Origin of the sequence: Neisseria sicca (assembly GCF_014054945.1) — a bacterium.
GTDB lineage: Bacteria > Pseudomonadota > Gammaproteobacteria > Burkholderiales > Neisseriaceae > Neisseria > Neisseria sicca.
In genome coordinates this window covers 2060763-2082549 of the sequence record NZ_CP059566.1, presented here as the reverse complement: position 1 = coordinate 2082549, position 21787 = coordinate 2060763, and the positions used below count along the sequence as shown (strand labels likewise).

Here is a 21787-nt window from a genome sequence, read left to right as displayed (position 1 = left end):
CTTGCATTATAGTGGCTAATCAACAATCTTTATCAGGCTTGTCCAAATTTGGAGATCTGAAAAAACGTCTAACGTTTCTTTTAGGGGCGTTAATTGTTTTTCGTATTGGTGCCCATATCCCTGTACCTGGCGTAGATGCTGTTGCTTTAGCTAAATTATACGAAAGCGCTGGGAACGGCATACTAGGCATGTTGAACATGTTTTCTGGTGGTTCGTTAGAGCGCTTTAGTATATTCGCAATTGGCATAATGCCATATATTTCAGCATCAATAATTGTTCAGTTGGCCTCTGAAATTATTCCTTCTTTAAAGGCATTAAAAAAGGAAGGGGAGGCAGGTCGAAAAGTTATTACAAAATATACAAGATACGGTACAGTGCTATTAGCCATCTTACAGAGTTTTGGTGTAGCTACCTTTGTATTCCAGCAAGGTGTGGTTGTCACTAATTCTTTGGAGTTCCATATTTCTACGGTAGTGAGCTTAGTCACAGGTACAATGTTCCTGATGTGGTTAGGTGAGCAGATTACGGAGCGTGGGATTGGGAATGGCATTTCCTTGATTATTACTGCTGGTATCGCTGCCGGTATTCCTTCCGGTATAGCAAGATTATTAGCTTTAACGAGTCAAGGATCAATTGGTATGCCTACGGCTGTGTCAATTGTTATTGGTGCATTGCTATTAATTTATATTGTTGTATATTTTGAAAGTGCGCAGCGTAAAGTTCCCGTGCATTATGCGAAACGTCAAATTGGTAGTGGTGTAATGCAAGGTTCTAATACACATATGCCCTTTAAGTTGAATATGGCAGGCGTCATTCCTCCTATTTTTGCGTCAAGTATTATTTTGTTTCCATCCACTTTGTTAAGCTGGTTTGGTTCTAATGATACCGGTAGTTTGTTGCATAAAATTGCTGGTTTGCTTCAGCATGGGCAAGCTTTATATATTTTGTTATTTACAGTGACAATTATTTTCTTCTGCTATTTTTATACAGCCTTGGTTTTTAGTCCAAAAGAAATGGCAGAGAATTTGAAGAAAAGCGGTGCTTTTGTGCCGGGAATTCGACCTGGTAAGCAAACTTCTCAGTATCTGGAGCAGGTTGTATTGCGCCTCACTTTGTTTGGTGCATTATATATTACAACTATTTGTTTAATTCCAGAATTTTTGACAACAGCTTTGAATGTTCCTTTTTATTTGGGTGGTACATCTTTACTGATTTTAGTCGTGGTGACAATGGACTTTAGTACCCAAATTAACTCTTACCGCATGACTCAGCAATATGAGAGTTTAATGAGCGGTCTTGATATGAAATCTTTATCACGTAAGTAGAATTATGGCTAAAGAAGATACCATACAAATGCAGGGGGAGATTCTTGAAACTCTACCTAACGCAACTTTTAAAGTAAAGCTTGAGAATGACCATATTGTATTAGGTCATATTTCCGGGAAAATGCGTATGCACTATATCCGGATCTCTCCTGGGGATAAGGTGACGGTAGAACTGACACCTTATGATTTAACTCGAGCTCGGATTGTCTTCCGAGCTAGATAAAACGATATAAGGAAAGATAATGCGTGTACAACCGTCTGTAAAGAAAATTTGCCGCAACTGTAAGATTATCCGTCGTAATCGAGTGGTTCGTGTAATTTGTACTGATCCTCGTCACAAACAGCGTCAAGGTTAAGGGAACTTTTCTTTTAGCAAGACTTTGTGGTATAGTGACGAACTTTGCCGTTTAAAGGAAAAAATATGGCTCGTATTGCAGGGGTAAATATCCCTAATAATGCACATATCGTAATTGGCTTGCAGGCTATTTATGGTATCGGTGCTACTCGTGCTAAATTAATTTGCGAGGCAGCAAATATTGCTCCCACTACAAAAGCAAAAGATTTGGACGAGGCTCAATTAGACGCTTTGCGTGAACAAGTTGCCAAGTATGAAGTGGAAGGCGATTTGCGCCGTGAGGTAACGATGAGCATCAAACGATTGATGGACATGGGTTGTTACCGTGGTTTCCGTCATCGTCGAGGTTTGCCTTGTCGTGGTCAACGCACTCGCACAAACGCTCGTACCCGCAAAGGTCCGCGTAAAGCGATTGCTGGTAAAAAATAATTTTTAAGGAATTTTATTAATGGCTAAAGCAAACACAGCTTCGCGTGTACGTAAAAAAGTACGTAAAACCGTAAGCGAAGGTATTGTGCATGTACATGCTTCTTTCAACAATACCATCATTACAATCACTGACCGTCAAGGCAATGCATTGTCTTGGGCTACCTCTGGCGGCGCTGGTTTTAAAGGTTCTCGTAAAAGTACACCGTTTGCAGCTCAAGTGGCTGCAGAAGCAGCTGGTAAAGTTGCCCAAGAATATGGCGTTAAAAATTTAGAAGTTCGTATAAAAGGCCCTGGTCCTGGTCGAGAGTCTTCTGTACGTGCACTCAACGCTCTTGGTTTTAAAATTACCAGTATTACCGACGTTACTCCGTTGCCTCATAACGGTTGCCGTCCGCCTAAAAAACGTCGTATTTAAAGGAGTGATTGAAACATGGCACGTTATATTGGCCCTAAATGTAAATTAGCACGCCGTGAAGGTACTGATTTATTTTTGAAGAGCGCTCGTCGTTCTTTAGATTCTAAATGTAAACTGGACTCCGCTCCTGGTCAGCATGGCGCAAAAAAACCGCGTTTGTCCGACTATGGTTTGCAATTACGTGAGAAGCAAAAGATTCGTCGTATTTATGGCGTATTGGAACGTCAATTCCGTCGCTATTTTGCAGAAGCAGATCGACGTAAAGGCTCTACTGGTGAATTGCTGCTGCAATTGTTAGAGTCTCGTTTGGATAATGTAGTATATCGCATGGGATTTGGCTCGACTCGTGCTGAGGCGCGTCAGCTGGTTTCTCATAAAGCAATTACCGTTAACGGTCAGGTTGTAAATATTCCTTCTTTCCAAGTTAAAGCTGGTGATGTTGTAGCTGTTCGTGAGAAAGCTAAAAAACAGGTTCGTATCCAGGAAGCTTTAAGTCTGGCAACTCAAATCGGTTTACCAAGCTGGGTTTCTGTTGATGCAGATAAATTGGAAGGCGTATTTAAAAATATGCCAGATCGTTCAGAATTAACTGGCGATATTAATGAACAGCTGGTGGTAGAATTCTACTCTAAATAACGCTAGCTCAGTGAGGGACAGTTAAATGCAAAATAGCACAACCGAATTTTTGAAACCTCGTCAAATTGATGTCGATACTTTATCTACAACTCGTGCAAAAGTATCCATGCAGCCGTTTGAGCGCGGTTTTGGTCATACTTTAGGTAATGCTTTGCGTCGTATCTTACTGTCATCCATGAATGGTTTTGCTCCTACTGAAGTGGCCATTTCCGGTGTGTTGCACGAATACTCTACTGTTGATGGCGTTCAAGAAGATGTTGTCGATATTTTGTTGAATGTCAAAGGTATTGTATTTAAGCTGCATGGGCGTGGCCAAGTTCAGTTAACTTTGAGAAAGTCAGGGGCCGGTGTAGTAGTTGCCGGTGATATCGAATTGCCACATGATGTGGAAATTTTAAATCCTGAGCATATTATTTGTCATTTGGCCGAGAATGGTCAAATTGAGATGGAAATCAAAGTTGAGCAGGGGCGTGGTTATCAATCTGTTTCTGGTCGTCGTGTTGTGCGCGATGAAAACCGCCAGATTGGTGCAATTCAGTTGGATGCGAGCTTTTCGCCCATCAGTCGTGTTAGCTTTGAAGTTGAACCTGCACGCGTAGAGCAGCGTACGGATTTAGATAAATTGGTTTTGGATATTGAAACTGATGGTTCTATTGATCCTGAAGAAGCTGTACGTAGTGCCGCTCGTATTTTAATTGATCAAATGTCTATCTTTGCTGATTTGCAAGGTACTCCAGTAGAAGAAGTTGAAGAAAAAGCTCCTCCTATTGACCCTATCCTGCTGCGTCCGGTAGATGATTTGGAATTAACTGTACGTTCAGCTAATTGTCTGAAAGCTGAAGATATTTATTATATCGGCGATTTGATTCAACGTACTGAAACAGAGCTTCTTAAAACTCCGAATTTGGGTCGTAAATCTTTGAATGAAATCAAAGAAGTGTTGGCATCTAAAGGCTTGACACTAGGTTCCAAATTGGAAGCTTGGCCGCCTGTAGGCTTAGAAAAGCCGTAAGTTTGAAGATTAAAGGATAATGACATGCGTCATCGTAATGGTAACCGCAAATTAAACCGTACAAGCAGCCATCGCGCTGCAATGCTGCGTAATATGGCGAACTCATTGTTGACTCACGAGACTATTGTGACAACTTTGCCTAAAGCTAAAGAATTACGCCGCGTAGTTGAGCCCTTAATTACATTGGGTAAAAAACCTTCCTTGGCAAACCGTCGTTTGGCATTTGACCGCACTCGTGATCGTGATGTTGTAGTTAAATTGTTTGATGAGTTAGGTCCACGTTTTGCTGCCCGTAATGGCGGTTATGTTCGTGTACTGAAATATGGTTTCCGCAAAGGCGACAATGCACCTTTGGCATTGATTGAATTAGTAGACAAAGCAGCAGAAGCTGCTGAGTAATCTAATACACCATAATAAAACACCATTTGTTTTCTCAAATGGTGTTTTATTATATGCAAGCTACCTTTTGAGTATTTTAAATACTCTATTTATAGTCAATTAAAAACAAAATAGTACAATACTCAACTTTGAAGGTCTAACCATGGCATACTCTGCGGACTTAAGGAACAAAGCTTTAAACTATTACGAACAATGCAAAAACATCAGCCAAACCGCAGCAACGTTTAACCTGTCAAGAAACACGCTTTACCTGTGGATTCGCCTTAAAAAACAAACAGGCAGCCTAAAACATCAAGTTACCGGTCTAAATGCCGTCAAATTGGATAGGCAAAAACTGGCTCAATATGTTGGGCAACACCCGGATGCCTATCTGCATGAAATCGCCAAACATTTTGATTGTACGCCAGCCGCCGTTTGCTATGCACTCAAACAGATGGGGATGACGCGCAAAAAAAGACCACCACTTACAAAGAACAAGATCCGGCCAAAGTAACGCATTATTTGACACAGCTGGCCGAATTTTCCGACTACCAACGTGTTTATTTGGATGAAACAGGATTTGACCGCTACCTGTTCCGCCCCTATGCCCGCAGCCCGAAAGGGCAAATAGTGAAAGCGCAGATAAGTGGAAAAAGATACCGACGCTTATCTCTGGTGTCCGCACAAGTCGGCAACCGGCTGATTGCTCCGATGGTTTATCAAAATACGATGACCGGAGTCTTTTTTGAAGCGTGGTTTCAGCAATGCCTACTGCCCGCATTGACTCAAAAATCGGTGATTATTTTAGATAATGCGCGATTTGACCGTATGGGTGTCTTACGGGAAATGGCGGAAAAATGGGGACATAAGGTATTGCCTCTTGCACCTTATTCACCTGAGCTCAACCCGATTGAGAAGGTGTGGGCGAATATTAAGCGGTATCTGCGAACCGTATTGTCTGATTACGCCCGATTTGACGATGCGTTACTGTCCTATTTTGATTTTAATTGACTATAAAATACTCTCGGTATATTGAAGTTATTCTTTTTGTTTGTATAGTGGATTAAATTTAAATCAGGACAAGGTGACGAAGCCGCAGACAGTACAGATAGTACGGCAAGGCGAGGCAACGCGAGGCAACGCCGTACTGGTTTAAAGTTAATCCACTATAATGATGGGTAAGTGGGTTTGCTATAGATAGAGTATTTCTTTTCAGTATCATATTATAAGAGATATTTTAAATAACATAAGTTACTAAAATTTTCTGTTCAATACTATTTTCAAAATGAAAAACCTTTCTGATTTTTCCTAGCTTTTACTCAAAATCATAAAGGTTTTGGTCAATTGAAAATTTTAGCGTATTTTTATGAGTTAAATTTCGTTAACAGACTATTTTTGCAAAGGTCTCTATAACTGAAATTTAACTAAGAACTTCTTTGCCGCTAGGTATTACACTTACCAAATTCTTTTTTGTATCCCATAATTTTATATGACTACTTCTCTCACGATTGCAATGAGTGTTGCTGAGGCATCGGGTGATCTGCTTGGTGCACATCTTATTAGTGCGATTAAAAAACGTTGTCCTGATGCAAGATTTATTGGTATCGGTGGCGAGCGTATGAAGGCGGAAGGATTTGAAAGTCTTTATGACCAAGAAAAATTGGCAGTACGAGGCTTTGTTGAGGTAGTTAAACGTTTGCCCGAAATATTGAAAATCCGAAAAGGTCTGGTTAATGACCTTATTCGTATAAAACCGGATGTTTTTGTTGGGATTGATGCACCTGATTTTAATCTTTGGGTGGAAGAGAAACTTAAGAAAACGGGTATTCCAACGGTTCACTATGTCAGTCCTTCTGTTTGGGCGTGGAGACGTGAACGGGTGAACAAAATTGTTCATCAAGTTAACCGGGTGTTGTGCCTTTTCCCAATGGAACCACAGCTCTATTTAGATGCCGGTGGTAAGGCTGAGTTTGTCGGTCATCCGATGGCACAAACCATGCCTGTAGATGTTGATCAATCTTCTGCGCGTCTCCAGTTGGGAGTTGCACCGTCTATCCCAGTATTTGCCTTGATGCCCGGCAGTCGTGTTAGCGAAATTGATTACATGGCTCCTGTATTTTTTCAAACCGCATTACTTCTGTTGAAGCGTTACCCACAGGCGCAGTTTCTGATGCCGGTTGCTACGCAGGCAACCCGCCGTCGTATATCAAAAATTCTTGCATCTGCGCAATTTTCGGACCTTCCCATTACATTAGTCGATAAACAAGCAGATACTGTTTGTACTGCGGCAGATGTGGTTTTGGTGACTAGCGGGACGGCAACGCTGGAAGTGGCTTTGTGCAAACGTCCTATGGTGATTAGCTATAAGATATCTCCTCTGACTTATGCTTATGTGAAGCGTAAAGTTAAAGTGCCACATGTCGGTTTACCCAATATTTTGCTGAACAAATGCGCTGTTCCAGAGCTTTTGCAACATGATGCGACGCCTGAAAAACTGGCAGAAGCCATGATTTATTGGTATGAACATCCGGAAGCAGTTGCCCGTTTGAAACAAGATTTTCATGAGCTGCATTTATTATTGAGAAAAGATACCGATACACTGGTGGCAAATGCTGTGTTGGAAGAAGCAGGTTTTTTCAACTCTTAGCTTGACCTGCGATTTGACAAGAGGAAAGAGCGGTAATCAAATCTGCAAAAAGTAATGAAGCAGGAAAATGGGTTGCAATCCAAACATCGCTTTGTCCCAGCCTATCCACTCTTTGGCAGGCAAAGATAGCGTTTGCACGGCCTTTGCTATATCATTCCCTTATCTGAAATCAAGGAAAACATCATGTACGAAGTCAACCGCAGCGTCTTCCTGCTCATCCCGCTCGATCCTTTTTGGAACTGGCTGCAAACCCTGCCCGGCAATCATCTTGACGGTTTGACGCTTGAAGATATTCAAGCTGATGCCAATTCTTATCTCGTCCGTCCGTGTGAAACCGCCGACGAAGTATGGGACGAAATCGAAGCGCGGTTTGAAGACATTTTTGCTGCCGAACTTGCTGATTGGTGCGAAGATGAAAGCGAATGGCCTGATTTGAATGCGGATATTTTCAACGAATGGTTCGACATCCAGCTTTCTACCGTTATCACCGACCTCGAGCAAGAACCGCTCGCCCGTGAAGCCTTTCAATCCTTCAATCTGAACTGATGAATATCCGCGTCCGCAATTACCATCTTGACGGCTACGGTCATGTCAACAACGCGCGCTATCTCGAATTTCTCGAAGAAGCGCGCTGGGCGTTTTTTGAGGAACACGGTTTATTGTCCGAAATCGACGGCTTGATGCTGGTGGTTGTCCGCACCGACATCCGTTATCGCCGTGCCGCCGTCGATGGCGACATATTACGCTTTGAAGGTCGTCTGAAAGAGCTGACCTCGCGCCATATTATCCTCACTCAAAACATCGTTTTGCCCAGCGGTAAAAATGCTGTTGAAGCCGAAAGCACTTTGATGGTCGTTAGCGCAGAAAGCGGGCGAAGCATCAGCATTCCCGAACCTCTCTTTACCCTTTTAAAACAATACGCCGAAGCATGAAAAAGCTCATTACCATTGCCGCAGTCGCCATTATCGGCGCGCTGCTCGCCTTCGTCCTCGTCCCGGAAAACAAACCTGCTCCCGCATTCTCTTTGTCTGACCTGCAAGGTAAACCGGTGTCCAACGCCGATTTGCAAGGCAAAGTCAGCTTCATCAATTTCTGGTTCCCCTCCTGCCCGGGCTGTGTCAGCGAAATGCCCAAAGTCATCAAAATGTCCAAAGACTATCAAGGCAAAGACTTCCAAGTCCTCGGCATTGCCCAGCCGATAGACCCGTTGGAAAGCGTAAACCAATACGTCAAAGAATACGGCTTGCCTTTTACCGTCATGTTTGATGCCGATAAAGCTGCCGCCCAAGCGTTCGGTACACAGGTTTACCCGACTTCTTTCCTGATCAATAAAAAAGGCGAAATCCTGAAAACCTTTGTCGGCGAGCCAGACTTCGCCGCGCTTTATCAGGAAATCGACAAAGAATTGGCGAAGTAATACAGGCTTGAGAGGTTCGTGACTGTTTTCAGACGACCTCTGTTATGAATATATTAAACAATCAGCGATATTGTCTGCTGTCGGACTGAGTGAAGGGCAATTTCGGTAAGTAGATTCTGAGCATCATTGAAAATGGCTTTGAAAAATAAACAATTTCTTTATTTTATTTTTGTCGGCTTTATTTTGAGCGTATTTCAGCTGACATTTGCACAAGGCGTTCCTCAAAAAGGCATGCTGTGGGTTTATTGGGGTAAAAGTTTAGATGGTAATACTCGGAGTCAAAGGGTTTTATATTTTGACTTTATCCCTGAAGACACCAAAATATCGAATCAAAACCGAATCTCCCTTAATTTGAGCAAATCGCAGCAAGCTGTTGTTTTGAAAGAATTGGTGCTTCCGCCGAATTTTTACGTTTATCAGGAAGATTCTGTCAAACAGCCGGCCCAAATTACTATGGGCAAAGTGGATACGGAAGTCATTTGTGACGGTAAATATTATTCTGCCAAACTTATAAAATTTGAAAAAATCCCAAAAACAACAGCGAAACAAATCCCTGATTCGGGCTGTATTTACTCGTTGATTATGAATAATGATTTCATCGTTAAATCCACAGATAGCCATAAGGTTAATCTCAGGAGCCAACCGGATGCCCATGCCGACATAATCAAACGCTTGGACGACAACGCCATAGTAGAAAAATTGAAAACCGTTCGTAAGGATTGGTACCTCGTTCAATTAAAAGATACGGCTACCCAAGGATATGTTCATAAAAGTCAGTTGGAGCGGGTGGATTAATCAAAAGCTGTCGAGATATAGGCGTAATCAAAAAGGTCGTCTGAAAACTTTGATTCGGTTTTTCAGACGACCTTGCACTTAATATAGTGGATTAACTTTAAACCATTACGGCGTTGCCTCGCCTTAGCTCAAAGAGAACGATTCTCTAAGGTGCTGAAGCACCAAGTGAATCGGTTCCGTACTATCTGTACTGTCTGCGGCTTCGTCGCCTTGTCCTAATTTAAATTTAATCCACTATAATCCTCTATTGCAAGGAATGTTCATGACACCCCAAACCGTCTTAGACTTCTGGTTTGCCGAAGAAAACCGTCCTTTTCTGTTTGCCAAAAACGATGAATTCGATGCCAAGATTCGCGCGCGATTTTTTGATGTCTGGCAACAGGCGGCCCGTGGCGAGCTTGCACACTGGCGCGACACCCTGCAAGGCAAGCTCGCCGAAATCATCCTGCTCGACCAATTCTCGCGCAACCTGTTTCGCAACAGTCCTCAAGCATTTGCCCAAGATTTGGCCGCTCTCATCCTTGCCCAAGAAGCCGTCCGTCAGCCCGGTTTCGCCGACCTCCTGCCGCACGAACGCCATTTCATGCTCATGCCGTTGATGCACAGCGAAAGCCAAGTTGTCCACGAACAAGCCGTTCCGCTGTTTGAACGCTATACCGACGGACACGCATTGGATTTTGAAATCAAACACAAAGTCATCATCGACCGCTTCGGACGCTATCCGCACCGCAATGCCGTATTGGGGCGTGAAAGCACGGAGGAAGAGGCGGAGTTTTTGAAACAGGAAGGTTCGTCATTTTAATTTGGGTTTTAAAATTTGAAGGTCGTCTGAAAACCATTTTTCAGACGACCTTCTTTCATTTAGTGGATTAAATTTAAATCAGGACAAGGCGACGAAGCCGCAGACAGTACAGATAGTACGGCAAGGCGAGGCAACGCCGTACTGGTTTAAAGTTAATCCACTATATTTCCGCTTCAATAATGCGGCGGAATTTCATCACGCAGGCTGTAAGGTTCACGCTCTCCGTTTGCGCCTTTGTCCTGCATTTTCTGATAAAGCAGCCTTAACTGCGCCTGCTGTAAATCCAGCGTCTGCTGCATTTTCGCCACCGTATCGTTCAGGCTGCCGATTAAGTCTTCCTGAAGCGCGGTTTGGATTTCCAGCTCGGTGATGCGGTGTTCCAATTCGTCCATTTCGCTCATTTACAGCACCATCGCGGCAATCCAGCCCGCAATCATCAGCGGGATATTGTAGTGGATAAAGGTTGGGATGACAGAGTCGCGGATGTGGTCGTGTTGCCCATCGGCGTTCAAACCCATGGTCGGGCCGAGCGTCGAGTCGGACGCGGGCGAACCGGCGTCGCCCAATGCACCTGCCGTACCGACGATGGCGACGGTTGCCAGCGGCGAGAAGCCGAGGCTGATACACAGTGGCACATAAATCGCGGTAATAATCGGCAAGGTGGAGAAAGAAGAGCCGATACCCATGGTGACCAACAATCCGACAAACAACATGGCAAATGCCGCCATGCCTTTATTGCCGCCGAAAAGCTGCATACTGTGTTCGACCAGCGGTTTGATTTCGCCTGTCGCGGTCATGACTGCCGCAAAACCTTGCGCCGCAATCATGATGAAACCGACCATCGCCATCATTTTGATGCCTTCGCCGAACACATCACTGGCAGCATTGCGGTTCATCACACCGAGCATCATGAAGACGGCAAAACCCAACATCGCGCCCAACACCAGCGAATCTTTATACATCAACTGAATCGCAAAACACACACCGATCGCGATTGCCGCCACCAGACTGCGGTAAGCCGAAGGCTGGGGCTGTTCGGATGCTTCGCGGTTGTCTTCCGTATCGACAGTATTGGTTTGATAAATGCGTGATTTGCGGTAGTGGACAAACGCCGCCAGCAGCCCCGCCACCATACCCAGCGCAGGAATCGCCATCGCGTGCATGACACTGATGTCTTTTACATCCATGCCCGCAGATTTGATGTTGCCCAAGAGGATGTCGTTCAAGAAAATCGCACCGAAGCCGTAAGGCAGGAACATATAAGTCGTCACCAAACCGAACGTAATCACACACGCCACCAGGCGGCGGTCGACTTTCAAACGGTTAAACACCAGCAAAAGCGGCGGAATAATCATCGGAATAAACGCGATATGGATAGGCACGACGTTTTGACTCATGATGCCCATCGCCAAAATAATCAGCAACAGCGTCCATTTCACCGAACTCTCGCCTTTTACTGCATCCTGACTGTTGTTGAGTTTGCGGATAATGCCACCCGCAAGCTGTTGCGGCAGCCCGGAATAAGTAATCGCCATCGCAAACGCACCGAGCATCGCATAAGACAAAGAAATCCGCGCGCCGCCCTTCAAGCCTTCGTTAAACACGGGAATAATCCCCGACTGCGTTACATTGCCCGCCGTATCCACGATGTTTTCCAGCGGCATTCCCGCCACCAGTCCGCCGACGAACGCACCGACAGTCAGGCTCAATACGACGTGTACCCGCGATAGCGACAACACGAGCATAACGATTACTGCAACCACTACGGCATTCATGCCTTTTCTCCGTTTCAGACGACCCTCAGACCATCTGTTCACATATTAAAAAGAAACATCATAACCTAACATGATTTAACGGGCTAGGGCAAGCCGATTATTCATGCAAATGAATAGGATGGAATGTGCAGGCAGCCGATTCAGACGACCTCAAGCATATTTGATTTTATCTAAAGCCATAGAACCACCCCCATCCTAACCTTCCCCCGCCGGACGGGGGCGGGATAAGTTGACGTTGCAGTAAACCGTAGCGTGGGCTTTGCCCACGATATGAGTGAAAACGTGATCATCCAATTCAGATTGTCAGAAGATAGATTTCGTGGGCAAAGCCCACGCTACAAACTGGCGTGGATTAAATAAAAGGTCGTCTGAAAACTCGACTTTTAAGTTTTCAGACGACCTCGTTTTTATCTGTAACTTGCTCCCCTCTCCCGTCCGGCGGGAGAGGGTCGGGGAGAGGGTGGTTCTACGGGGCAAACGAATTTGATTTTATTTAAACTCACAAAGCCACCCCATCCTAACCTTCCCCCGCCAGACGGGGGAAGGGATAAGTTACCGTTGAAGCAATCCGTAGCGTGGACTTTGCCCGCGAAATCTGCCATAAGCGGTCCAAGCGTTCCGGTTCAATCTCAAGAAAACCGTAAGACATGATGCAGCTTAGTCCGCCGCCTGTCAGGTCAGTACGGAAACTTGATTGCGCTTTTTATCTATTCGACTAGAACGAGAATAAATGCCGTATAATCAAGCCCCAAGTTTCCCCAGCCTTGAAGGTCGTCTGAAAACCATGCACTCAACTTACGCTACCGTACAGCGCGATTTGCTCGAAGCCAATCACCTTTCCCCTGAGCTGCTCGCCAAAAGCCTGAGCATCATCGGCGAGCATCACGTCGATTACGCCGACATCTATTGCCAGCGCACTGCTTTTGAAAGCTGGCATTTGGAAGAGGGCATCGTCAAATCGGGCAGTTTCCAAATCGATCAGGGGGTGGGCGTGCGTGCTGTTTCGGGCGAAAAAACCGCTTTTGCCTATGCGGACAGTTTGTGTATCGATTCGATCAACCGTTCCGCCCAAGCCGTCCGCGTCATCGGCGCGGCAGGCGGCGAAGCTTCTGTCAAAGTGCCGTCCGCCGCATACGGCAAATCCGTCCATGCGGTGCTGAATCCCATTATCGGTCTTGATTCCGCCGCCAAAGTTGCTTTATTGAACAAAGTGGAAACGCTTGCCAAAGCCGCCGATCCGCGCATTGTGCAAGTGATGGCGGGGCTGACCTGCGAATACGACATGATTTATATCGCCCGCCTCGACGGCAGGCACGCCGCCGACATCCGTCCGATGGTGCGCCTGAATGTTACCGTCATCGCCAAACAGGGCGACCGGCGCGAACAGGGCAGCGCGGGCGGCGGCGGTCGCTACGACTTGGCTTATTTTGATGAAACTTTGGTGCGGCAGTTTGTCGATTCCGCGGTCAAACAAGCCTTGATTAATCTCGAATCCCGCCCTGCGCCCGCAGGGGAAATGACCGTTGTCTTGGGCAACGGCTGGCCGGGCGTGTTGCTGCATGAAGCCGTCGGACACGGCTTGGAAGGCGATTTCAACCGCAAAGAAACCAGCGTCTTTTCAGGCAGAATCGGCGAGCGCGTTGCCGCCAAAGGCGTTACCGTCGTAGACCAAGGAGACATTGTCGACAGGCGCGGTTCGCTCAATATCGACGACGAAGGCAACGAAACACGCCGCACCGTATTGATTGAAGACGGCATCTTGGTCGGCTATATGCAGGACGAAACCAACGCCCGCCTGATGGGTACGCAATCCACCGGCAACGGCCGCCGCGAAAGCTATGCCTCCGCCCCTATGCCGCGCATGACCAATACCTTCATGGAAAACGGCGGCTACGAACCCGACGAAATCATCGCGTCCATCGATAAAGGCATTTACGCCGTCAATTTCGGCGGCGGACAGGTGGACATCACCAGCGGCAAATTCGTCTTCAGCGCATCCGAAGCGTGGTGGGTCGAAGGCGGCAAACTGCAATATCCTGTCAAAGGCGCGACCATCATCGGCAACGGGCCGGAAGTGTTGAAACATGTTTCCATGATAGGCAACGATACCGCGTTGGACAGCGGTGTCGGTGTGTGCGGCAAAGATGGGCAAAGCGTTCCTGTCGGCGTCGGACAACCGACCTTGCGGATTGATGCTGGGTTGACCGTTGGCGGTAGCGAGATTTAAGGCAGGTAGCAAAGTCAAACGTCGTCTGAAAACTGTATTTAGGGTTTTCAGACGACGTTTCGTATTAGATGGCTGGCTTATTGATTGGAAACTGTTGAGTCCTTACCCTGCTCAAGTTCGCAGGAAACCATGTTTTAAGGCATTAAAGCACAAGTTTATCTGCTCGAACGTTCTACACGATTTTTGGCTTATCCATCTGCTGAGACACAAAAAACAAGCCGCCGAAAAAATCGGCGGCTTGTTGAATATCATCACGATTGAAAGCCCTGTGCGTGATTTCATCGATGCCCGGTATTCAATGCGCTTTACTCTTGGACAAAAGTAACGCCGTGAAGATGGGAATTGAGGATGGCGGTCCGTAAGGCAGTCAATGCTTTGGGGCGGACGAAGTTCCGACGGTATGCCAAAACGACGCGGCGGTGCGGAACGGAGCCTGAAAACGGGATGATGCTGAACAGCAAATGGTCGTTCTCGGTCAGTGCGGTAGCGGGCATGACGCTGATGGCGAGACCGCTGGCAACCATGTGGCGGATGGTGTTGATGGAGCTGCCTTGCAGGGTGTTGGTCAGACCTTGGATTTTCTGCTTGGCGGCCAGCTCGGAGCAGCTTGATAAGACCTGATCGCGCATACAGTTGCCTTCAGTCAGCAACAAGACCTGCTCTTCGCTCAACATCTGCGGCGTAACGGCATCGAGTTCTTCGAAATGGTGTCCTTTGGGGACGATGACGAAGAAAGGCTCGTCATACAGCGGCTCGGTGACGATGCCAGGCTCTTGGAAGGGTTCTGCGACTACGATGGCATCGACGTCGCCGCGCTTGAGCGATTCGGTCAGGATGTGCGTGTAGTTCTCTTCAAGCATCAGGGGCATTTTCGGCGCGGTTTCGCGCAGGGAAATGATGAGCTTGGGCAGAAGGTAGGGGGCGACGGTAAAAATCAGACCGAGTTTGAATGCGCCTTCCAATTCGTTTTGCTCTTCGCTGGCAAGGTGCTTGATCAGCTCGGCTTCTTCCAACACGCGGCGGGCTTGGGCAACGATGCGCTCGCCCGCTTCGGTGGTGATGATGTCGTTGCTGCTGCGGTCAAACAGGGATACCGACAGCTCTTCTTCCAGCTTTTTGATGGCGATGGAAAGGGTGGGCTGGCTGACAAAGCAGCGGCGCGCGGCACGTCCGAAATGACGTTCCTGCGCGACGGCTACGATGTAACGCAATTCGGTCAAGGTCATGTGTTAAGCCTTTTTCTGTTCCGTTTTTTGTTCAGGCAAGGTGATGTTCAATTCGAGAACGTCCATACCGTCCTGCTTTTCTTGGGAAATGCGGATGTCGTCCAAGGAAACGTTGACGTATTTGGACAATACTTCAAGCAATTCTTTGCGCAGGGTCGGCAGGTAGTCGGGCGCTTGACCTTCTTGCGCGCGCTCTTGGGCAATGATGATTTGCAGGCGGTCGCGTGCAACGGCGGCGGTTTTCGGTTTTCTGCCGAACAACATATCCATTAATGACATGACTTAGCCTCCGAACAGCCGTTTGAAGAAGCCTTTTTTCTCGGCTTCGAGGAAACGCATTTCACGGTTTTCACCCAAGAGGCGCGCGATAACGTCTTTGTAGGCTTCTGCGGCAGTTGCGCTGTCTTGGTGGATGACGGGTTCGCCGGCATTGGACGCTTGCAGGACGTTTTGCGATTCGGGAATGACTCCGATGAGCGGGATGCGCAAGATGTCGCAAATATCTTGTACGGACAGCATTTCGCCTTTGTTGACGCGCTCGGGCGAGTAGCGGGTAATCAGCAGGTGTTCTTTGACCGTGCCACCTTGTTCGGCTTTGCGGGATTTGCTTTGCAGGATGCCCAAGATACGGTCGGAGTCGCGGACGCTGGATACTTCGGGGTTGGTGGTGACGATGGCTTCGTCGGCGAAGTAGAGCGCCATCAATGCGCCTTGTTCGATACCGGCGGGGGAGTCGCAGATGATGTATTCGAATCCCATTTTGTCACTGCTCAATTCCTGCATGACTTTCTCAACGCCTTCACGGGTCAGCGCGTCTTTGTCGCGGGTTTGCGATGCGGGCAGGATAAAGAGGTTTTCGCAGTTTTTGTCTTTAATCAGGGCCTGGGTGAGCGTGGCTTCGCCTTGGATAACGTTAACCAGGTCGTAAACGACGCGTCGTTCGCAACCCATAATCAAGTCAAGGTTGCGCAAGCCGACGTCAAAGTCGATGACGGCTGTTTTGTGGCCGCGCAGAGCCAGTCCGGTTGCGATACTGGCGCTGGTCGTGGTTTTGCCTACGCCGCCTTTGCCTGAAGTTACTACGATGATTTTTGTCACGATGTTTCCTTTATCAAATGCTTGGAATGGTTAATCTGTGTCGATTGCGCTGATAACCAGGCGGTTGTCTTGCAATGAAACCTGTACGGCTTTTTTGTGCAGGTGGTCGGGCAGGTCTTGTTCGAAATTGCGGTAGATGCCCGCTACGGAGACCAGTTCCGCCTGCATGGAGTGGATGAAGATGCGCGCGTTGGTGTTGCCTTTCGCGCCTGCCAGAGCCCTGCCGCGCATGGGCGCATAAATATGAATGTTTCCGTCGGCAATGAGTTCCGCACCTTGGCTGACGATGCCGGTCACGATAAGGTCGCCGTTTTCCGCGTAAACCTGTTGTCCGGTGCGGACGGGAGTACTGATGAGGACGGTCGGATTGCTGATGACCGTTGCCTGAACGGGTGCAGGCTCTTGGTTGATTTTGGGCTGTTGCGGCTCGGATTTGTCGCTACGGCTGAAAACCAAATGGTAACGTGCTGCAAAGGATGCCCAATATTCGCTTTCGTGGCGCAGCCCCAGAATCTGCATGCCGTAACGGGCGAAAAGGGAAATCATGGAACCGATGTCCAATGACTCGGGATGGTCAAAATCCTGCACATCCAAAACGAAGGGGACGACATCCAATTCTTGGTATTGACCGGCGCGTTGGCGCAAAAATTCTTCCAGCTCGGTCAAGTCTGCGGTATGCAGGTGAATAGCCAGCACGTCAAGCCGGGCTGACTTTATGTCGAAGGCGGGTTTCATAATAGTGAGTAAATCATAAAATTTTTTAATTGTATAAGTTTACCGTGTAAATCTTGGCTATTCAATCCGTTTGGGCCGTCTGAAGTGAAATTTCCTGTATCTATCGGGTTGAAATCACGGCTGGAACGCGATTGCAAGCTGATTGCAAGGTTTTGTCATGAAATGACGTTATCTTTAAAGTTGTTTGAAGTGGCGTAAAAGCGACAACAGGTCGTCTGAAATCCGGAGCAGGCTCTGAATCTGAACGATCCGTCAACGGGATGAACAGATTTTTTTTATATAAGGATGGTCGGTCATTGAAGGAATATAGTGGATTAACTTTAAACCGGTACGGCGTTGCCCCACCTTAGCTCAAAGAGAACGATTCTCTAAGGTGCTGAAGCACCAAGTGAATCGGTTCCGTACTATCTGTACTGTCTGCGGCTTCGTCGCCTTGTCCTGATTTAAATTTAATCCACTATAAATGTTGGGATTCGGAGGTTTTTCAGGGTTGGGTGAGACGATTTGAGCCGCTAAGGTCGTCTGAAAATGCGGACACCGGTTTCAGACGACCTTTTATAGTGGATTAAAATAAAAATGAGACAAGGCGGCAACGCCCGCCGTGTACGGGTAGTACATAAGGAGACCTTTGCAAAAAAGCCCTTCCTCCGACAACCGAAACCCCAACACAGGTTTTCGGCTGTTTTCGTTTCAAATATCCACTGATTCTACCCAAACACCCCCTTAATCCTCCCCGGACGCCCCATAATCAGGCATCCGGGCCGCCTTTTAGGCGGCAACAGGCACACTTAGCCTGTTAGCCGCTTTCAACAGGTTCAAACACATCGCCTTCAGATGGCTTTGCGCACTCACTTTGAGCAGACCAAAATAGGCTGCCCGGGCATAGCGGAATTTACGGTGCAGCGTACCGAAGCTTTGTTCCACCACATAACGGGTCTTCGACAAATATCGGTTGCGTTTGGTTTGCACTTCTGTCAGCGGACGGTTGCGGTGGGCTTTGCGCATAATGCCGTCCAACAACCGATGCTCTTCCAGATGTTGCCGGTTTTCCTTACTGTCGTAGCCTTTATCGGCATAGACGGTCGTACCTTCGGCAATGCCTTCCAGCAAAGGCAACAGGTGGTTGCACTCATGGGTATTGGCGGGGGTAATCTGCAGTTTCTCGATATAGCCTTCCTCATCGGTGCGGGTATGTTGTTTGTAACCGAGTCTGTATAAACCGTTTTTCTTTGTCCAACGGGCATCTTTGTCCTTACTCGGTGTGGTTTGGCCGCTGACTTGTCCTTCGTCATCGACTTCTATGGCCTGACGCTGTTTGCTGCCGGAAGTCTGAATAATGGTGGCGTCAATGACGGCGGCGGATGCCTTCTCTAATTTTAGGTTTTTTTCAGTCAGTTGGCGGTTAATCAGTTTTAGCAATTCGGACAGGGTGTCGTCTTGCGCCAGCCAGTTGCGGTAGCGGCATAAGGTGCTGTAATCGGGGATGCTCAGTTCGTCAAAACGGCAAAACAGGTTGAAATCGATGCGGGTGATGAGGCTGTGTTCGAGTTCGGGATCGGAGAGGCTGTGCCATTGTCCGAGCAGGACGGCTTTGAACATGGACAGCAGGGGATAGGCGGGACGGCCGCGGTGGTCTCTAAGGTAACGGGTTCTTTGACGATTCAGGTATTGTTCGATCGGCTGCCAATCAATCACCTGATCCAACTTCAATAGCGGGAAGCGGTCGATGTGTTTGGCAATCATGGCTTGTGCGGTTTGCTGGAAGAAGGTGCTCATGGAAAATCCCCTAAATGTCTTGGTGGGAATTTAGGGGATTTTGGGGAATTTTGCAAAGGTCTCATAAGGGCGTTGCCAACGCCGTATCATTGCAATTTTAATCCACTATACTTTTCCGCTTTCTTTGCACATTCTTTGTCTAACTTGACATTTCCTTGCCGCCGCAACAACATAAAGGCAGATTCGGCAGCCGGTTCGAGCCTGCCGTCGTGTTTTTTATCAACCGAAAGGCTATCCACGATGACACAATCCACCCACGATCCTTACGCGGATTACCGCGAGCTGACGCTTCGGGGCATGATACTCGGTGCGCTGATTACCGTGATCTTTACCGCGTCGAACGTTTACCTCGGCTTGAAGGTCGGTCTGACCTTTGCTTCGTCGATTCCGGCGGCGGTGATTTCGATGGCGGTTTTGAAGTTTTGCAAAGGCAGCAATATTTTGGAAAACAATATGGTGCAGACGCAGGCTTCGGCGGCGGGTACGCTTTCGACCATCATCTTCGTCCTGCCCGGTTTGCTGATGGCGGGCTACTGGAGCGGTTTCCCGTTTTGGCAGACGACGCTTTTATGTATTGCCGGCGGAATTTTGGGAGTGATTTTCACCATTCCGCTGCGTTACGCGATGGTGGTGAAAAGCGAGTTGCCTTATCCCGAAGGCGTGGCGGCGGCAGAGATTTTGAAAGTCGGCAGCCACGAGGAAGAGGAAGGCCGTCAGGGCGGCAGCGGCATTAAAGAGCTGGCGGCAGGCGGCGCGTTGGCGGGCTTTATGAGCTTTTGTTCCAACGGTTTGCGCGTGATTGCCGACAGTGCGAGTTATTGGTTTAAAAGCGGCACGGCGATTTTCCAACTGCCGATGGGCTTTTCGCTGGCATTGTTGGGCGCGGGCTACTTGGTCGGACTGACGGGTGGTATCGCCATCCTGTTGGGCATTTCGATTGCTTGGGGTATTGCCGTGCCGTATTTTTCATCGCACATTCCGCAGCCTTCCGATATGGAAATGGCGGCGTTTGCGATGAAGCTGTGGAAGGAAAAAGTACGCTTTATCGGCGCGGGTACCATCGGTATTGCGGCGGTTTGGACGCTTTTGATGCTGCTCAAGCCGATGCTGGAAGGCCTGAAAATGTCGTTCAAGAGTTTCGGCGGCGGTGCGCCCGCTGCGGAACGCGCCGAACAGGATTTGTCACCTAAGGCCATGATTTTTTGGGTATTGTCCATGATGCTGATTTTGGGCGTATCGTTTTATCACTTTATCGGCGATTCGCACATTACGGGCGGCATGGCTTGGCTTTTGGTGGTCGTTTGTACGCTTTTGGCTTCCGTCATCGGCTTTTTGGTCGCCGCTGCCTGCGGTTATATGGCAGGTTTGGTCGGCTCGTCTTCCAGCCCGATTTCCGGCGTGGGCATCGTTTCCATCGTTATCATTTCGCTGGTGTTGTTGGTCGTGGGCGAATCCGGCGGCTTGATGGCGGATGAAGCCAACCGCAAATTCCTGCTGGCGCTGACCTTGTTCTGCGGCTCGGCGGTGATTTGCGTGGCTTCGATTTCCAACGACAACCTGCAAGACTTGAAAACCGGCTACTTGCTCAAAGCAACGCCTTGGAGACAACAGATTGCGTTGATTATCGGCTGTATCGTCGGCGCATTCGTCATCTCGCCCGTGTTGGAACTGCTCTACGAAGCCTACGGCTTTACCGGCGCAATGCCGCGCGAAGGCATGGACGCGGCGCAGGCTTTGGCGGCTCCGCAAGCGACTTTGATGACGACCATCGCCTCGGGTATCTTCGCCCACAACCTCGAATGGGCGTACATCTTCACCGGCATCGCGATCGGCGCGGTATTGATCGTCGTCGATTTGGTGTTGAAAAAATCGTCGGGCGGCAAACGCGCACTGCCCGTCCTCGCCGTCGGCATGGGCATCTACCTGCCACCGTCCGTCAATATGCCCATCGTGATCGGCGCAGTGTTGGCGGCGGTGTTGAAACACATCATCGGCAAGAAAGCGGAAAACCGTGAAGGCCGTCTGAAAAACGCCGAACGCATCGGAACCTTGTTCTCCGCCGGTTTGATTGTCGGCGAAAGCCTGGTCGGCGTAGTGATGGCATTCATCATTGCCTTCTCCGTGACCAACGGCGGCTCCGACGCCCCGCTTGCGCTGGGTCTGGAAAACTGGGAAACCACCGCATCCTGGCTGGGACTGGCGTTCTTCATCACAGGCATGGTGTTCTTCGCCCAACGCGTGTTGAAAGCAGGGCGCATTAAGTAAGCTGGTTTTGAAAATAAAGAGGTCGTCTGAAAACTTGGGATTCAGGTTTTCAGACGACCTTGTTTTTATCTGTAACTTCTTGCTCTTTTATCCGGCGGGAGAGGGGGCTCTACGGGTCAAATGAATTTGATTTTACCCAAAGCCATAGAACCACCCCCATCCTAACCTTCCCCCGCCGGACGGGGGAAGGGACAGGTTGCCGTTGCAGTAAACCGTAGCGTGGGCTTTGCCCGCGATATGAATGCCAAAATGAAAGCACATTCGGCTATTGTCTGATTTTGATTACTTAAATGATGGATTTCGTGGGCAAAGCCCACGCTACTTGAGTTATCCAAAATCTGTATTGATTGAATAACGGGTCATCTGAAAACGGGTATGAACGAGTTTCTCTAAAACCCTAATCTTAAAGTTTTCAGACGACCTCTTTTTAACCTGTAACCTACCCCCTCTCCCGTCTGGCGGGAGAGGGCTGGG

General features: G+C 48.1%; 24 protein-coding genes and 1 pseudogene. 18 read left to right on the top strand and 7 right to left on the bottom strand.

Features of this window, described 5'->3' with window-relative positions:
- The first annotated feature begins 11 nt into the window (after positions 1-11).
- The 16 genes and pseudogenes from secY to H3L95_RS14310 form a co-directional block, all read left to right on the top strand.
- Positions 12-1325, top strand: coding sequence for a preprotein translocase subunit SecY (gene secY, locus H3L95_RS09895; protein ID WP_040668789.1), 1314 nt, complete (start codon positions 12-14; stop codon positions 1323-1325).
- Positions 1326-1329: 4 nt separating this feature from the next.
- On the top strand, positions 1330-1548 hold the full coding sequence (gene infA / locus H3L95_RS09890) for a translation initiation factor IF-1 (protein ID WP_002215452.1): 219 nt from the start codon (positions 1330-1332) through the stop codon (positions 1546-1548).
- 19 nt (positions 1549-1567) lie between these two features.
- A complete protein-coding gene (gene rpmJ / locus H3L95_RS09885) occupies positions 1568-1681 on the top strand; it encodes a 50S ribosomal protein L36 (RefSeq protein WP_003697674.1) in 114 nt (37 codons plus the stop codon).
- Positions 1682-1746: 65 nt separating this feature from the next.
- Positions 1747-2109: a 30S ribosomal protein S13 gene (gene rpsM, locus H3L95_RS09880; RefSeq protein WP_003749295.1), complete on the top strand. Its 363-nt coding sequence runs from the start codon at positions 1747-1749 to the stop codon at positions 2107-2109.
- Positions 2110-2128: 19 nt separating this feature from the next.
- Positions 2129-2524: a 30S ribosomal protein S11 gene (gene rpsK / locus H3L95_RS09875; protein ID WP_002216249.1), complete on the top strand. Its 396-nt coding sequence runs from the start codon at positions 2129-2131 to the stop codon at positions 2522-2524.
- A gap of 15 nt (positions 2525-2539) precedes the next feature.
- Positions 2540-3160: a 30S ribosomal protein S4 gene (gene rpsD / locus H3L95_RS09870; protein WP_003742907.1), complete on the top strand. Its 621-nt coding sequence runs from the start codon at positions 2540-2542 to the stop codon at positions 3158-3160.
- Positions 3161-3185: 25 nt separating this feature from the next.
- Positions 3186-4172: a DNA-directed RNA polymerase subunit alpha gene (locus H3L95_RS09865; protein WP_003775857.1), complete on the top strand. Its 987-nt coding sequence runs from the start codon at positions 3186-3188 to the stop codon at positions 4170-4172.
- A 24-nt stretch (positions 4173-4196) separates the two neighbouring features.
- Positions 4197-4571, top strand: coding sequence for a 50S ribosomal protein L17 (gene rplQ / locus H3L95_RS09860; protein WP_009313013.1), 375 nt, complete (start codon positions 4197-4199; stop codon positions 4569-4571).
- Between the two features lie 142 nt (positions 4572-4713).
- A protein-coding gene (locus H3L95_RS09855; RefSeq protein WP_182096147.1) for an IS630 family transposase occupies positions 4714-5561 on the top strand; the annotation gives its coding sequence in 2 pieces (ribosomal slippage) (positions 4714-5029 and positions 5029-5561; 849 coding nt in all).
- A gap of 478 nt (positions 5562-6039) precedes the next feature.
- Positions 6040-7197: a lipid-A-disaccharide synthase gene (gene lpxB / locus H3L95_RS09850; RefSeq protein WP_003762230.1), complete on the top strand. Its 1158-nt coding sequence runs from the start codon at positions 6040-6042 to the stop codon at positions 7195-7197.
- A 183-nt stretch (positions 7198-7380) separates the two neighbouring features.
- Positions 7381-7743: a hypothetical protein gene (locus tag H3L95_RS09845; protein ID WP_003762226.1), complete on the top strand. Its 363-nt coding sequence runs from the start codon at positions 7381-7383 to the stop codon at positions 7741-7743.
- Entirely contained in the window at positions 7743-8129 is a 387-nt protein-coding gene (locus H3L95_RS09840; protein WP_003762224.1) for an acyl-CoA thioesterase, read from the top strand. The genes H3L95_RS09845 and H3L95_RS09840 overlap by 1 nt, the downstream gene beginning before the upstream one ends.
- Entirely contained in the window at positions 8126-8614 is a 489-nt protein-coding gene (locus tag H3L95_RS09835; protein WP_003762221.1) for a TlpA family protein disulfide reductase, read from the top strand. Before H3L95_RS09840 ends, H3L95_RS09835 begins: the two co-directional genes overlap by 4 nt.
- 132 nt (positions 8615-8746) lie before the next feature.
- Positions 8747-9409, top strand: coding sequence for an SH3 domain-containing protein (locus tag H3L95_RS09830; RefSeq protein ID WP_003762219.1), 663 nt, complete (start codon positions 8747-8749; stop codon positions 9407-9409).
- Positions 9410-9671: 262 nt separating this feature from the next.
- On the top strand, positions 9672-10211 hold the full coding sequence (locus tag H3L95_RS09825) for a DUF924 family protein (protein WP_040669247.1): 540 nt from the start codon (positions 9672-9674) through the stop codon (positions 10209-10211).
- 58 nt (positions 10212-10269) lie between these two features.
- Positions 10270-10404: pseudogene (locus tag H3L95_RS14310) on the top strand (IS5/IS1182 family transposase); the annotation flags it as partial.
- On the opposite strand, the gene H3L95_RS09820 reads toward H3L95_RS14310, so the two are convergent.
- Both H3L95_RS09820 and H3L95_RS09815 read right to left on the bottom strand, forming a co-directional pair.
- The gene (locus H3L95_RS09820; RefSeq protein ID WP_003742919.1) at positions 10385-10612 is read right to left on the bottom strand and encodes a SlyX family protein; all 228 of its coding nucleotides are present in this window, start codon (positions 10610-10612) and stop codon (positions 10385-10387) included. The pseudogene H3L95_RS14310 and the gene H3L95_RS09820 overlap by 20 nt on opposite strands.
- The gene (locus tag H3L95_RS09815; RefSeq protein WP_003762216.1) at positions 10613-11986 is read right to left on the bottom strand and encodes a Na+/H+ antiporter family protein; all 1374 of its coding nucleotides are present in this window, start codon (positions 11984-11986) and stop codon (positions 10613-10615) included. It lies immediately after the preceding gene.
- A gap of 730 nt (positions 11987-12716) precedes the next feature.
- Between H3L95_RS09815 and tldD the strand changes: the two genes are divergently transcribed.
- Positions 12717-14213: a metalloprotease TldD gene (gene tldD, locus H3L95_RS09810; RefSeq protein ID WP_003762210.1), complete on the top strand. Its 1497-nt coding sequence runs from the start codon at positions 12717-12719 to the stop codon at positions 14211-14213.
- A 305-nt stretch (positions 14214-14518) separates the two neighbouring features.
- Here the strand turns inward: tldD and H3L95_RS09805 are convergent, their stop codons facing one another.
- The 5 genes from H3L95_RS09805 to H3L95_RS09785 all read right to left on the bottom strand — a co-directional run bounded on the left by H3L95_RS09805 (position 14519) and on the right by H3L95_RS09785 (position 19048).
- A complete protein-coding gene (locus tag H3L95_RS09805) occupies positions 14519-15439 on the bottom strand; it encodes a hydrogen peroxide-inducible genes activator (RefSeq protein WP_003762207.1) in 921 nt (306 codons plus the stop codon).
- 3 nt (positions 15440-15442) lie between these two features.
- Positions 15443-15718 (bottom strand): cell division topological specificity factor MinE, encoded by a 276-nt coding sequence (gene minE, locus H3L95_RS09800; RefSeq protein ID WP_003765670.1) that lies wholly within the window; start codon positions 15716-15718, stop codon positions 15443-15445.
- Positions 15719-15721: 3 nt separating this feature from the next.
- Complete coding sequence (minD, locus tag H3L95_RS09795) at positions 15722-16537, bottom strand: septum site-determining protein MinD (RefSeq protein ID WP_003762203.1); 816 nt, start codon at positions 16535-16537, stop codon at positions 15722-15724.
- Between the two features lie 30 nt (positions 16538-16567).
- Positions 16568-17272, bottom strand: coding sequence for a septum site-determining protein MinC (gene minC, locus H3L95_RS09790; RefSeq protein WP_003762201.1), 705 nt, complete (start codon positions 17270-17272; stop codon positions 16568-16570).
- A 768-nt stretch (positions 17273-18040) separates the two neighbouring features.
- On the bottom strand, positions 18041-19048 hold the full coding sequence (locus H3L95_RS09785) for an IS5 family transposase (RefSeq protein WP_182096146.1): 1008 nt from the start codon (positions 19046-19048) through the stop codon (positions 18041-18043).
- Between the two features lie 240 nt (positions 19049-19288).
- Between H3L95_RS09785 and H3L95_RS09780 the strand changes: the two genes are divergently transcribed.
- On the top strand, positions 19289-21313 hold the full coding sequence (locus H3L95_RS09780) for an OPT family oligopeptide transporter (protein ID WP_003762270.1): 2025 nt from the start codon (positions 19289-19291) through the stop codon (positions 21311-21313).
- The last annotated feature ends 474 nt before the right edge of the window (positions 21314-21787 follow it).